Below are 12,590 nucleotides of genomic sequence, written 5' to 3'. Positions count from 1 at the left end.
GGCTCTTATCAATCTAACTATCGGCATTGAAACCGGTAGGTTCCCGACCCGACTTTATAAACAACATACCCCTTTTCCTGCCGAACAAACTGAATGTCGTTTTGCTGCCGAATACGTTTGCCACCTTCGGTTATGGACGACGATTTGTCGCTGGGAACGTACACCAATGCTGTGGTATTGACGGGCACGTCCACCGTCAGGCCGAAACGTGACGCTTCCTTCGTCCAGCGGCTGCCGACGATACCATACGGGGACTCATACTGGGCGTCTACCGTTTTTACATCGCCCACGATTTTGGGATAAATGACGATTTCCTTACCGGCTATGGAGGCCGGTGTTTCCTGAATGCCAGCCAGTTCCGAATAAAACCATTCCATCAGGTGCCCCAGCATCATGTGGTTGTTCGACGCATCGCGGTTGGCCTGCCAGGATTCGGTCAGGGCCGTAGCGCCTTTTTTAAGCTGGTAGCCATAGCCCGGTACGTCCGTGCGGCTGTTCATGTCGAAAATCACGTCCGACGCGCCCGCCTGCCCCAATGCCAGCAACAGATACCGATAGCCCACGTCGCCCGCTGTCAGGCTGTTATTCCGGGCTTTAATGTCCTTAATAAGGTTCGCCGAAACAGCCGTCCGGTTTTCGGGTTCAACTAAATTCATGTACAACGCCATAGCGTTGGCCGTTTGGCTTCCCGTACCGTACTGGGCTGTTTTGGGGTTATAATAAGTCTGGTTGAACGCCTGTTTCACTACCGCAGCCTGCTCATCATACTGGGTAGCTTCCCGGGTTTTGCCGAGTAGCCGGGCGGTTCTGGCCAGAATGATCAGGTCGTAGTACTGGGTTGCTGTGGCGGTGATGCCTCTGGGCGTAAGCTGAGATGGGCCAAGCGGTTTGGGGCCGAGGTCATACCAGTCGCCGAGACCGTGCGTCAGGATGTTGTCTTTAGCTTTTTTGCCCAGATAAGCGACATAGTGCTGCATCATCGGGTAACTATCAGCCAGCAGTTGCCGGTCGCCGTACCATTGATACAGATACCAGGGCAACATTACCGCAGCGCTGCCCCACTCGGGCGAGTCGCGGAACCCACCCCCAAATCGCGGATACTCCGGCGCGACGCTGGGAATCAGGCCGTCGGGTGTTTGGGCCTGCTGCATGTCGTGAACGGTTTTCGCATAAAAGCGGGCGATGTCGTAGGTATAGCGAACCGAGCCGCCCATCAGGTGCGTCACTTCAAGCCACCCTAATTTTTCGCGGTGCGGGCAGTCGGTCAGAACGCTGGCCATGTTGCTTTTGATGCTCCAGTCGATGAGGGTGTAAATCTGATTGAAAAGCGGGTTGGAACACGTAAACGACCCCACCTTTCGGGCCGCATTGCGCGTATGCAGGCCCTTGATTTCCCGGATGACCGGCAGCTTGTCGGGATTGGGTTCGCCAGCAGGCACCGCCCCCTCGATCTGCACATAGCGAAAGCCGTAGTAGGTAAACTGCGGATGCCAGGTTTCGATGCCATTGCCGCGCAGGGTATACGTAAAAAACACAACAGGACCTACCGCCCGCTGGTCGGCTAAACTGCTGTCGGTGAGGAGTTCGGCGGGCGTTAGTTTAACGATTGCCGAGCGTTTTCCGACTACCGTTAGTTGCGGAAAGCCCGACATATTCTGCCCCAAATCATAGACCCAAAAGCCTTTTTTAGGGCTTTTGGGCAGAGTAGCCGTGAACGTTTCGTGAATCTTGATGGGGTCCTGAACCTGCGCCGATAGCCGGGGTGGCCCATGCACAACAAAAGGCGTTTGCCAGCTACGGTCGTCGTAACCAGCGTTCAGCCAGCCGTTTTGTTCCTGCGTGGCGTCATAGTCCTCCCCGCCAAACACGCTGCTGAATGTGACGGGACTTGGCGTCGTTTTCCAGGTTAGGTCGCTGACAACGGTCTGGGTTGTGCCATCGGCATACTCGATGAGGATAGTGGCGATGAACATCGGGTAGCCATAGGTCAGTACTAACTTTTTATAGCGCTCATTGGGGATGTTATAAAACCCGTTGCCGAGCATCACGCCAAACGTGTTGGCTCCTCTATGCATCTGTTTGGTGATGTCGAACGTAACGTACTGAGCCACCTGATTGTACTGCGTCCAGCCAGGGTCCAGCACATGGTCGTCTACTTTGCTGCCATTCAGGAATAACTCGAAATGACCCAGCCCGGAGATGAAGGCGGTAGCGCTTTTAAGCGATTTCTGCACCACAATTTCCTTTCTAAACTGGGGTAGCGCGTTTTTGGCTGTTACCAAATCGGGCCGGCTGTGCTGCGACTCCAGCGTATTCCCAAACTCGACAGCCGGGATAACGCGCTTTGCCGAATCCATTTTCTCTAACCCAATCCACTGCGCTTTTCCCCAGTTGGCGGCCGTTGGCAAGCCCATTTGCCAGAGCGCCACCGAACTCCAGGCCGATGCCTTACCAGCTTTGTCCCACACCTGCACCTTCCAGAAATACGGTTTTGCCGCCAGCAGGGGTTTGCCCGCATAGGGCACCAGCAGCGACTGATTAGAGGCTTGCCTGCCCGAATCCCAAACATTCCCCAGCCCTTTCTGCACCTGTTCCGGCGAGTCGGCCACCAGCACCCGGTAAGCGGTTTGCTCTTGATTGCGTTGGGCTGATTTAAGTTGCCAGCTCAGCCGGGGGTTCAGCGTTTCAATGCCCTGTGGGTTCTCGTTGTATTCGCAGCGGAGATTAACGGGCATTATCGCACCCGCTGATTGAGCAACAAGGGTGAAGACATTTCCGGTTAGAGCCAAGAAAAGTAGTAGGAATCGCATATTAATGGACATAATGTATCGGAAAGAGCACCTGTATATCAAAAACAACATCCTGTTGAGTTAACATTCTCTGGTTGATACGCACCCTGAAGATCCCAGTTAAGCCTGGTTAGCAGTATCAGGCTTGTTATGTGTAAACAATAAAAAGGAATAGTGCAAATAAACGATGGCTCTTCCTATCTTTACGCGTACTTCTTGATTTTTTAGTTGTCTTATTTGATACGTAATGACGTTATTTCGCAAATACTACCAGAAAGTGGTTGTGGAAGAAGCCCTTCATAATCCCAGTTGGGGGGTCGTTGTAGTAAACGTAGGTCATAACATCCACCCGCCGGGAGTTCGTTACCCTGATTATCAGCACCCGGCAGACTATGTCTTCGATTGGGAAAAAGGGCGGATACTCGAGGAATTTCAGTTGGTTTACATCTCTCGTGGGCAGGGCATTTTTGAGGCCGAAGGCATGAAACCGACGCTGATCGAAGCGGGTACGGCTTTTCTGCTTTTTCCGGGAAACTGGCACCGCTACCGGCCTGCTCAGGAAACGGGCTGGGAAGAATTCTGGGTGGGTTTTAAAGGCCCTTATGTCGACTATCTGATGCAGCAGGCCTGTTTCCAGCCCGGCACTCCGCTAATTCGAATTGGGTTCAACAGCGAACTGCTGTATATCCTGACGCACTTAGTCGATACGGTCCGGTTTGGTACCGAAACGGCCGGGCCGCTGTCCTCCTGCCTGACAATCCAGATGCTGGCGCTGGTGTATGCATCGGCGATCATGACCAGTCCGGACCAGAACCGGCGCCACCAGCTCATTCAACAGGCACGCTTCCGAATTCACGAGTACGAAGAACGCGAACTGGACCTTCAGCAACTGGCCGGGGATATGAATGTAGGCTACGTCTGGTTTCGAAAGGAGTTCAAACGAATCGTTGGTACGGCGCCGGGGCAGTATCACCTCAATCTGCGTATCAGGCGGGCGATGCAACTGCTCAGAGAGACCGACCTGACGGTTGGTCAGATTGCGGTCCAGCTCGGCTTTAAATCTGATTTTCACTTCTCTAAAATCTTCCGGAAAAAATCCGGGCTGGCACCTTCGCAGTATCGAAAGAGTATTTTGCTAACTTAGTCTGATTCTGGCGAAAGCGTATAGTCGGCGCAAGCTCCGGGCCTTTAGGCTGAGGGTAGGTTTCACTTCGTCATTTGCCGGAACGTTACCGCTCCAACCGTGTTGGGTTTGCCGGGTTCGGGTGCGGAAATAGTTCCGTTGATCTGGCCGCTGGACGGCTTCATTACACGAATCTCCCGAAAACTATACTGCCCTTTTTCGTAGGCAAACGTCTCGCCATCATCGTCATAAAGCCGATACATGCCTGGCTTGTTGCCATAATACCGAACCTCGATGGGCACGGTTTCGCCCGCTTTGGGCCCGTGGAGCCGGGCGGGCATCATCGGCACAATGCCCCCGTCTTTCACGTACACCGGAATCCGGTCAAGCCCCGGCGACGCACTGATCTGCTGACCATTACCGACCAGTTCGCCGGTGTAGAAATCATACCAGTTTCCTTTGGGCAACGTGACAGTGCGGCTTTTCTGCCCGGCAAACAGGGGCGCTACCAGCAGGTATTCTCCAGCCATATACTGGTCCTTACACTCTTTTCGGACCGCTTCGGCGTAGGGGTTTTTCTCTAAACTCGTTGTTACAACTTCACTTTTTACTTCCGACGTAAACCCTTCTTCAAGATTCATTGCCCGGAAGGGGGGCGTTCCCTCAAAGTGGTATTTGGCAAATTCACTATACCAGTACGGCATCATCCGCATCCGCAGCAGGGCCATGTCCTGCACCGCCCTGCTCACGTCGGCAAACGACCAGGGTTTACTGCCGCTGTCCCAGGCATTGATCATCGCCATTGGCGAGAAAACCACCGTCTGGAACCGGCGTAACCATTCTTCGCCCGTATCGGACGACCGGACTTCGGGTGTCCATAAAACCCCGGCGAAGCTACTGGTAATCAACGCCGTGATGAAGTCCTGGTGCTTGTAATAGTCGTTGTAAATAACATACGGAAACGAAGAGCCGCCCCCGTTCGAGGCCCGAATGAGACCAAATGTTCGGCTATTCTGTTTTCGGTACAGATCGGTGCTGTAGCGTTGCATGAGCAGCCCATAGGTTTGCCGCATCTGCTCAGCGGCATGACCCGATGGGAACGTTGCGACATCGGGCCAGAGCCATGAATCGTAGCCATCCACTTCGTCAATTTTGTAGCCACTCACGCCGATGTGTACGCCATCTTTTTCCAGTTGACCGAAGAGAATCTGCCGCGCCTGTGGCAGGGTCAGATCAGGAACCTGCCCCGTCCAGACAGTGTGCGAGGCCGTAAACGGTGCAATCGACCTGAAGATGGATGCCGAGGGTGCCACATACGGATTCAGCCAGAGGTTAGTCCGGATGCCTTTGCTGAGCATGGTCTGCACGAAACCCTTCGGGTCGGGGAAGCGCGTTTTGTCCCACTCAAAGGTACAGGGGTATGATTTGCTCTGCCAGCCGGGTTCCAGCCCGATGACGTCGAGCGGAAATCCTTTGTGCTCGAACTGCTCTGCTTCGGCCTGTACCTCCGTGGCCGTATAAAGTTTCTGGACCCGCTGCGCGAAACCCAGCCCCCAGCGGGGCGGCAGACAGCCCCCACCATTGAACAGGTTATACCGCCGGACAGCGTCCAATGGTGTTGGACCGCCGAAGACGTAGATCTCCACCCCCGCAGCCGGTACCAGCACGTCTACGGCATCGGAATAAGGGCGGCTCGTCCAGAATTTGTCCGTATTGCGATCCTGCGATTGGGGCGGGTCGGGACTATCTTTGCGAACGGCCGTACCGGCGTAAACGGTCAGGTAGCGGGCTGAGTTAATAAAGACGCCGTAGCCGTTTGACGATACGTAGAACGGTGTTGGCGAGTGAGTTCGGCCATTGTCGGAGCCGCCGAAGTGGTCGACGTGCAGGTTCAGAATCCGGCCCCGCTGATGAACAGTTTGGAAAGTTAAGCCGAAGCCATAAAGCTGTTCCATTCGGTCGAGTGGGAAGCGCAGGTATGTTTCCCCATTGACAATGCGGGCCGTGATGGACGGCTGAGGGAGTGGGAACGGTACCTTTTTCAACGCTGCCAATGCCGGGCCATTCGGCGTGACTCCGCTGGCTGTCAGCAGGTTATAGGCTTCAGGTTTGCCAACTGTGGCTTTCCAGACACCAGGCTGCACGGCAGTCCAGACGAACGTTTGGGCTGTGGTTACCTGAAGGGTAAATAAAAGAAAAAAGAGCGTTTTCAAAGTCCTGAGGGTTCATTCTATGCTTATCAATTGCCCTGGTCTAAAGGCCGCCGGGGTAAGGCCACTCATTCTACTCCATCGTTACCATTGCTTTGATGACGTTATTGACCGGATTAAGCCATTGGGCAAATTCGTCGCTCACCTGATCGAAACTAACGCGGTGAGTAATATAGGTCGTTGGGTCAACTAAGCCGTTTTTCATGCTGGTAATTACCCTCTCAAAGTCAGATCTTGTGGCGTTCCGGCTGCTCATCAGCGTCGCTTCCCGCTTATGAAATTCGGGATGGCTGAAACTGATCTCGCCCTTTTGCAGGCCAACCAGTACGTATCGACCCCCGTGTGCCAGATACGCAAAGGCGGTGTTAATGGCTCGCAGGCTTCCGGTGGCGTCAATTACGACGGTGGGCATGTCGCCGTTGGTGATGACGCCAAGCTGTTTGACTACATCGGGAGCACTGGCGTTGATGGTGTGAAGAATGCCCAGGTTATGACGGCAGAAGGTCAGTCGGCTCTCGTTGAGGTCGAGGGCAATAACCGTTGCCCCTGCAATCCGGGCGAACTCCATAATACCCAGCCCAATTGGTCCGGCGCCAATTACCAGCACGAACTCACCGGGCTGGACATTGGCACGCCCAACGCCGTGAGCGCCAATGGCTAACGGCTCCACCAGCGCCAACTCATCGAACCCCAGGCCTTCGCCATGCACCAGCGAATGAGACGGCACCGACAGATACTCGACCATTCCCCCGTCAATGTGAACGCCAGCTACCTGCATGGATACGCAGCAATTGGGCTTACCCGCCCGACAGGCGATGCAGTGACCGCAGTTGAAATACGGAATAAACGTAATGGCTTCTCCCGGCGAAAAATCGGGCGCGCCGTCGGCTTCGACCAGTTCAGTTGCCAGTTCGTGCCCCAGAATGCGGGGATAGGAAAAGTAAGGCTGTGTACCGTCGAAGGCGTGCAGGTCTGTACCACAGATGCCTATTTGCTTTACGCGCAAAATGGCGTTTCCCGGTGTCAGAACGGGCTTTTGCGCCTGCTGATAGGCAAATTGGCCGGGCGTGGTACATACTAATGACTTCATCACGAAATAAGCTTTGTTTGTTGCCGGTTGGGTTTTATGAGTCAGACCCGGAGAGTCAGGAGGTAGGTGGTCAATGTAAAACAAGGCAAAGGAATCGCATTTCTTACTATAGAATGTACTATGAATTATCCGATTCGTGAGCGATATTAACCAAAAACGTTCGCTTAACGACCTATGTTTAACGCGCTACAGGCTGGTTCGATTACGCTGCACCTCATCAATGAAGACAACCTGACCGGGGTCTATGAACTGTTTCGGGGTTTTCCTGATTCCGATGAGATGATTCGGGAGATAGCTGAAAGTTACCTTCCGGACTATGAAAACGGAGAACGAACGAAGTATGGCTTTTATGCCATGCTGAACAACCAACTGGCGGGGTTGAGCCTGCTGGGTATCGACAGTTTTAAGGAGCGGAAAGGGTACACGGGTGCAGATACCCTCCTGCACATGCGCGGGAAAGGGGTTGCTCCCGGCAGTAAGCCGCATCTGTTTTATTTAGCCTTTGAGTTACTGGGGCTGAACCGGGTCGAGACGGGTTGTCTGATCTCAAATAGTGCCTCAAAGCGGTCAATTGAGAAAACTACTGGCTTCCAGTTTGAGGGGGTTATGCGCGAGTCGGGGCTTAATGACCGGGGTGAATTTGAGGATGAATACCTCTACGCCATTCTCCGGCGCGATTGGCTGAAACACTACGACAAGTCGCTGGTGCGGGTGATTGGTTAGCGGGCAGGCGTCAGTTGATGGTTTGCAGGGTCAGTTCGGCTTCGCCGACAGCCCGCCGAATTTGCCGGTTCAGGTAAATTCGCTGATCATCCAGAAAAAAAGCAACGTCGCCCTCATACTCGCCGGTGAAAAAAGCCCCGTTGGCAAAATAGCCCGTACCCTGACCAAAGTACCGGTTCAGGCGGGCAGGTGCGGCTGGCGTCGGTAAACCCGCGCTCGTGCCGGGCAGGCTATCGCACAGCCAGTCTACCAGAGAGGTGATGTCCTGTATCTTTCCGTGAACGCCAACGCCTTCGTAAAAGTCGACCCGTTTGCCTTTCTGCTGCGCCTGAGCCAACAACTCATCAACGGCGATGATCAACTCGGCGAACGTTGATTTCCAGAGAACATCTTCGCGGGAGTCCTGCTTAAACAGGGGAGACTCCATTAACTCGTGTACACGAGCCAGGCGAGGCTTAAGCGGATTGGTGTTGGCTAACATAGGGCCTGTTTGTAACGGCGACGGGTGAAACCCGCAAATAGATTGGGTAGCTGGCGTGGAAATAGCCAAGTAGTCCTGATCGGATTGATTCGGCCAGTAGTGAGTTGGGTGTAATGACCGGGCGAAACGTTCGCCCCAGTAAATCGCCCCAGTTAACAACCTGCATCATCTGACGGAAGCCGTCGATGAGTTGCTTCCTTAATTTATCCATTCCTGTTTAATTGATTTAGTAGGTAAAGGGTAGTGATCATACGTGACCTGTTTTGCCTGATTAACCCTGATAAACATAAGTTAAAGGTGAGTCTATTCCCGTTCAGAAACGGAGGTAAGGTACTGCCCGGCCTGCACGAACGCCCGAACCAGGTGCCGGTAGAAGTAGATACGGTCGCGGCCGATAAAAAAAGCCAGTTCGTTCTCGTGTTCGCAGCGAAAAAACAAGCCGTTGGCAAAATAGCCCATACCCATGCCGTAGAAATGGTTGAGAGCGGGGGAGATGATTGTCAGGCCCGGCTGAGTGCCCAGGCCAACGACATAGGCCGACCGGCGCATGGAGTCGAGCAAACTTGTGATGTCCTGCGGCTTACCCTGGGTTCCTACATCCTCTGTGAAGTCGATTCGCCTTCCGGCCCGCAACGCCTGCCTCACCAGGTCGCTGACCGACCGGATCAACTCAATCCAGTGAGCCTGCGTTTGGTTGGTAAAGGGAGAAGTCCGCCTGAAAACGTCAGCTCGGAGAAGTTGAGTAATGTGGGTGAGGTGCTGAGTCAGTTGCTGCTTATTCCAGGCTGCATCGGGGAAGTCGATCATAAAAGACGACAGTTGACTGCCGGAAAGCAAGCACGCAGCAAGGCTGTTAGGTACTGAACACGCCGTTGTAGGAAATGATTAATAATAATGGAAATAGTTTTCAGTCTATTTTTTGTTAAAATAGTAAAAGAATCAATTGTAGCGTGTTGACTGCCGGTTCAGACTTAATAGGATTGCCAGGCGAATGTCCATCGATCAGCCCCTGTCTGGATTGTATTCCTGCCGAAATACCCAACGCCATTGTCGCCCCACTGCCAGCGGGCTTTCTGGACACTGTCAATCTGAAAGGCAAATTGAGGGTTGTTGGCGGCCCAGCTAATTTCGCCCTGAACCAGCGTGGGCCAGCCTCCGAATTTGATGCCGTCGGCATTTGGGAATAGTTGGCTGTAGTCATCATCGAACGTTGCCGGTAGCTGAAGGGGGCAATCGTCGTAACAGGGGAAATCCTGGTCGATGATTTCAGGAAGCATCTGCATCGGTTTAATGGGCGATGAGCGCTTAACCTGAGCTAAAGGCACTAACGCATCGGTTGTTTGGTAAGCTCTAAGGCACCAGCTTGTTCCGTTTGTGTCCTCAGAATAGGGTAATTCATCGGCACTGATAAAAATCGTAATCAGCGCCACGTCGCTCACCGGTTCCGGTTTAAACGGAAACTCGTCCAGATTGACCTGGCAGAGGGGCAACATAGGTTTGCCGCTGGCATGGGGCCAGCCTTCCTCGGCGCTGGCCACCAGCACGTTGCCAATCCAGGAGGCCAGCGGATTATCGACCGGCCGAAAACCGCCTACCTTCATGCGAATGGCCCGCCGAGCAAGCTGGTCGATTACCTGCCTCTTAGTCATGTCGGTGTCCGTTCGGTACGTTCATGGTTTTCAGCAATGCCGTAAACGTGGCTGGTGTTTCATTACGCTCCGCATAGAGTTCGGCCTGGCGTGTGATGAGGTCCGTAAACCGCAGTTTTTGTGGACTCGCCACCGTGGTGTCTGCGCCTTTCTCCAGCAGAAGTAGACACACCGCCCACAATTCCTGTCGCGCAGCCGCCAGCAGGGCCGAATGGCCCGCCAGCCAGCCCGATGCCGCCGGTGGGTAAACTGCATTAGGGTCAGCCCCGTTGTTCAGCAACAGGTGTAGTTTCGCCAGCCGGTCGTGGTCATACTCCATCACCGTGAACAGAATGGGAGTAGGGTATTCCTGCAATCGGTTGGCGTTCGGGTTGGCTCCGTTTTTCAGAAACCAGGCCAGCAGCGTTGCCGAACAGTCGCGGCTAACCAGCGCGTGCGTTGGTGAACGGAGGGTATCGTTGGTTTCGACGGTGGCTCCTTTTGCCAGCAGAGCCGTTAAAAAAGGAATAGCCCCGCCTGAACTATCGCTGTAGACAGCGCGCATGGCTGCGAAATCGAGCAGTGTCATGTGGTCTTCACCGCTTTCGTTAAGCTGAGGAATGGGCTGTTGTAATGCCGTTTGAAATGTTGTAAGGTCCTGATTCGCAATGGCCTGAGCCAGTTCCTGGCGGACACGGTCATGGAAATAATACGACCCGTCGAGCCGTCCTGTATCCTCCTCGGTTGTTCGCTGGGTCGTCCTGAATTGACTTGCCAGCCGGAAAAGACCCGCCACCAGAGGCAGAAGGGCCACCATCAGCACCGCGATGCGGGTCAGCCGGAAGGGCAGGACGTTTACGCCCATCAGCAACACCAGCAGGATGGCCCCTACAAGGATATAGGCCGTTGCCAGTCCCCGACCGGCTGCGTCAGTATTCGACGGGGTCATAGTCAGGGCCGAGTAGGCAAGTATAACCCCATACATGATCAGCAGCGACCAGTTGGTAATGGTAACGAGTTTCAGGGGTGGCATGATTTTATCGTTTAGTTAGTCCGTTCGTAACCTCAATTCGATACATGCTGGTGCGGCTGCTGCTAAGGGCACTGCCGTCCAGAAACGGTTTATTTACTTTCACGCTTTTCTCCGAAGCAATCAGTACCTCAAGCGTGTTAAAGGGATTCATTGGCCCCTGGAAATACGATACGGGCACCGTATAGTCGCCCTGCCCCGACCCAACAGCGGTTGTCAGATAATCAGCCTGATCGGGGCTGCTGCCGTCGTAGTGTACGTTATTCCACTCATCAGTCGTGCGGTTGCTTTTGGCTAAGTTCAGGGTTGTTACTGAGGTTTCGCCCTGCCAGCTTTTCCAGCGACTGACCAGCCAGTTATGCGGTTCCAAATCCAGCCAGTTTAGGGTTAATGGCTGTTGCCGGGCGTGTTTGGCTGGGGGCGAGAACCGGGCGGGCGTAATCGCTGGCTGGGTTTGAATTGTGCCCAGCCTGTACGCCTGCCCATCGGTCAGAACGACGGTGACTGCATACGGAGCGTCGGGGCTTACGGGCAGCGACGGGTCAGTTAGCTGGTAGTGCGGATAAGCGCCGTAGTAATTTGATGAGCCGTTGTTGAGAGCAAGTGCCTTGCCATTCACGTTTACCCGGATCTGGGGGTTGGCAACAGGTTTTCCGTTCTCATCCCGGATAAAGGCCTCGATGCGTTCGGTTACCTCACCGTCAGGCCTCATCGAGCGGGAAATGTTGACATTTACCCGAAGCCGCGATGGGTCAACCACAGTCCCGGACGACAACGATGAATTGCCACAACGCATAAAAAGCAGACTTACTGGAAAGAGTAAAAGCTGGAGCCGCGTTCGCACAAGAGTAGTTATGAAGTTACTCATATAAATTTGTTTATCAGTAACTTAATAGCCTAATAGCCAGAAGCTTACTCCTGACTCATGTTCAGGATTTCGTTGATGACCCAGCGGTTATTCCGCCGGAGCAGCCGGAATTCATACGCATCAAACAGCGTGAGCGCCACGGTAGCCTTGTTTTTTACGACAGTGACTTTGTCAACTTTAAGCGACTTTAGGGAGGCTAACTGCATATCCACATCCTGGTTGAGAAGCACCAGATCGTACTCGAACCCAGTGGGCGGCCCTTCGTTTTGCTGGTTTAGCCGAAAGCCCTCGTTGCGTTCCTTAAAATACGCCCGCCACTCGTTGAGGTAGGTATCGGTCAGGCGGTTGCTGGTTTTAAGATAGGCTAAGTACCGCTCTCCATTTTTCAGGTTGACCGAATAGGGCTTTCCGGCCTGCTGATTGACCAACTGAATCCGGCTGGCAGCCTGAATGTGGTTCTTATACCAATGTAAAAACGAAACGACTGCCTGGATAGCCTGTGCCGAATCCGTTGCAACGGCAAGGCTTACGGATGCTGGCTTAGCACCGAATGCGGGTTTGCGCTGGTAGTCCAGAAACGCAGTAGACAGGATTACCCAGGCAATGGACAGAAATATAGTCTTCATTGGTTTGTTGTTTACTGTTCAG

12 protein-coding genes are annotated in these 12,590 nt (G+C 53.8%); 2 read left to right on the top strand and 10 right to left on the bottom strand.

Going from position 1 to position 12,590, the window contains the following annotated elements:
* Window positions 1-17 precede the first annotated feature (17 nt).
* Window positions 18-2,735 carry an alpha-L-rhamnosidase gene (locus ACYVI1_RS03590; protein WP_460906768.1) on the bottom strand — a complete coding sequence of 906 codons (2,718 nt, stop codon included), beginning with the start codon at window positions 2,733-2,735 and terminating at the stop codon, window positions 18-20.
* Between the two features lie 301 nt (window positions 2,736-3,036).
* On the opposite strand from ACYVI1_RS03590, the gene ACYVI1_RS03585 reads away from it, so the two are divergent.
* Complete coding sequence (locus ACYVI1_RS03585; RefSeq protein ID WP_460906766.1) at window positions 3,037-3,933, top strand: helix-turn-helix transcriptional regulator; 897 nt, start codon at window positions 3,037-3,039, stop codon at window positions 3,931-3,933.
* A 62-nt stretch (window positions 3,934-3,995) separates the two neighbouring features.
* Here ACYVI1_RS03585 and ACYVI1_RS03580 read toward each other — a convergent pair whose 3' ends face one another.
* Together ACYVI1_RS03580 and ACYVI1_RS03575 are read right to left on the bottom strand one after the other, a co-directional pair.
* Entirely contained in the window at window positions 3,996-6,125 is a 2,130-nt protein-coding gene (locus ACYVI1_RS03580) for a glycoside hydrolase family 31 protein (RefSeq protein WP_460906764.1), read from the bottom strand.
* A gap of 70 nt (window positions 6,126-6,195) precedes the next feature.
* Complete coding sequence (locus tag ACYVI1_RS03575; RefSeq protein WP_460906762.1) at window positions 6,196-7,212, bottom strand: zinc-binding alcohol dehydrogenase family protein; 1,017 nt, start codon at window positions 7,210-7,212, stop codon at window positions 6,196-6,198.
* A 174-nt stretch (window positions 7,213-7,386) separates the two neighbouring features.
* Here ACYVI1_RS03575 and ACYVI1_RS03570 point away from each other — a divergent pair, with 174 nt between their 5' ends.
* Window positions 7,387-7,935 (top strand): GNAT family N-acetyltransferase, encoded by a 549-nt coding sequence (locus tag ACYVI1_RS03570; protein WP_460906760.1) that lies wholly within the window; start codon window positions 7,387-7,389, stop codon window positions 7,933-7,935.
* A 10-nt stretch (window positions 7,936-7,945) separates the two neighbouring features.
* Here ACYVI1_RS03570 and ACYVI1_RS03565 read toward each other — a convergent pair whose 3' ends face one another.
* From ACYVI1_RS03565 to ACYVI1_RS03535, 7 genes are all read right to left on the bottom strand, one after another.
* Window positions 7,946-8,416, bottom strand: coding sequence for a hypothetical protein (locus ACYVI1_RS03565; RefSeq protein ID WP_460906758.1), 471 nt, complete (start codon window positions 8,414-8,416; stop codon window positions 7,946-7,948).
* Complete coding sequence (locus tag ACYVI1_RS03560) at window positions 8,391-8,627, bottom strand: hypothetical protein (RefSeq protein WP_460906756.1); 237 nt, start codon at window positions 8,625-8,627, stop codon at window positions 8,391-8,393. The genes ACYVI1_RS03565 and ACYVI1_RS03560 overlap by 26 nt, the downstream gene beginning before the upstream one ends.
* A gap of 92 nt (window positions 8,628-8,719) precedes the next feature.
* Entirely contained in the window at window positions 8,720-9,223 is a 504-nt protein-coding gene (locus ACYVI1_RS03555) for a hypothetical protein (protein WP_460906754.1), read from the bottom strand.
* A 164-nt stretch (window positions 9,224-9,387) separates the two neighbouring features.
* Window positions 9,388-10,065, bottom strand: coding sequence for a DUF1963 domain-containing protein (locus ACYVI1_RS03550; protein ID WP_460906752.1), 678 nt, complete (start codon window positions 10,063-10,065; stop codon window positions 9,388-9,390).
* Complete coding sequence (locus tag ACYVI1_RS03545) at window positions 10,058-11,077, bottom strand: ankyrin repeat domain-containing protein (RefSeq protein WP_460906750.1); 1,020 nt, start codon at window positions 11,075-11,077, stop codon at window positions 10,058-10,060. Before ACYVI1_RS03545 ends, ACYVI1_RS03550 begins: the two co-directional genes overlap by 8 nt.
* A gap of 4 nt (window positions 11,078-11,081) precedes the next feature.
* Complete coding sequence (locus ACYVI1_RS03540) at window positions 11,082-11,942, bottom strand: hypothetical protein (protein ID WP_460906748.1); 861 nt, start codon at window positions 11,940-11,942, stop codon at window positions 11,082-11,084.
* Between the two features lie 44 nt (window positions 11,943-11,986).
* The gene (locus ACYVI1_RS03535; RefSeq protein ID WP_460906746.1) at window positions 11,987-12,568 is read right to left on the bottom strand and encodes a hypothetical protein; all 582 of its coding nucleotides are present in this window, start codon (window positions 12,566-12,568) and stop codon (window positions 11,987-11,989) included.
* Window positions 12,569-12,590: the final 22 nt, after the last annotated feature.

The sequence above is a fragment of the Spirosoma areae genome (assembly GCF_054781775.1).
This window is presented reverse-complemented; position numbering and strand designations above follow the sequence as displayed.

What these genes read in the sequence shown, in the direction of transcription:
- ACYVI1_RS03590 (WP_460906768.1), bottom strand. Translation starts at nt 2,735, where the DNA reads ATGCCCGTTAATCTCCGCTGCGAATACAACGAGAACCCACAGGGCATT.
- ACYVI1_RS03585 (WP_460906766.1), top strand. Translation starts at nt 3,037, where the DNA reads ATGACGTTATTTCGCAAATACTACCAGAAAGTGGTTGTGGAAGAAGCC.
- ACYVI1_RS03575 (WP_460906762.1), bottom strand. Translation starts at nt 7,212, where the DNA reads ATGAAGTCATTAGTATGTACCACGCCCGGCCAATTTGCCTATCAGCAG.
- ACYVI1_RS03570 (WP_460906760.1), top strand. Translation starts at nt 7,387, where the DNA reads ATGTTTAACGCGCTACAGGCTGGTTCGATTACGCTGCACCTCATCAAT.
- ACYVI1_RS03565 (WP_460906758.1), bottom strand. Translation starts at nt 8,416, where the DNA reads ATGTTAGCCAACACCAATCCGCTTAAGCCTCGCCTGGCTCGTGTACAC.
- ACYVI1_RS03560 (WP_460906756.1), bottom strand. Translation starts at nt 8,627, where the DNA reads ATGGATAAATTAAGGAAGCAACTCATCGACGGCTTCCGTCAGATGATG.
- ACYVI1_RS03555 (WP_460906754.1), bottom strand. Translation starts at nt 9,223, where the DNA reads ATGATCGACTTCCCCGATGCAGCCTGGAATAAGCAGCAACTGACTCAG.
- ACYVI1_RS03550 (WP_460906752.1), bottom strand. Translation starts at nt 10,065, where the DNA reads ATGACTAAGAGGCAGGTAATCGACCAGCTTGCTCGGCGGGCCATTCGC.
- ACYVI1_RS03545 (WP_460906750.1), bottom strand. Translation starts at nt 11,077, where the DNA reads ATGCCACCCCTGAAACTCGTTACCATTACCAACTGGTCGCTGCTGATC.
- ACYVI1_RS03540 (WP_460906748.1), bottom strand. Translation starts at nt 11,942, where the DNA reads ATGAGTAACTTCATAACTACTCTTGTGCGAACGCGGCTCCAGCTTTTA.
- ACYVI1_RS03535 (WP_460906746.1), bottom strand. Translation starts at nt 12,568, where the DNA reads ATGAAGACTATATTTCTGTCCATTGCCTGGGTAATCCTGTCTACTGCG.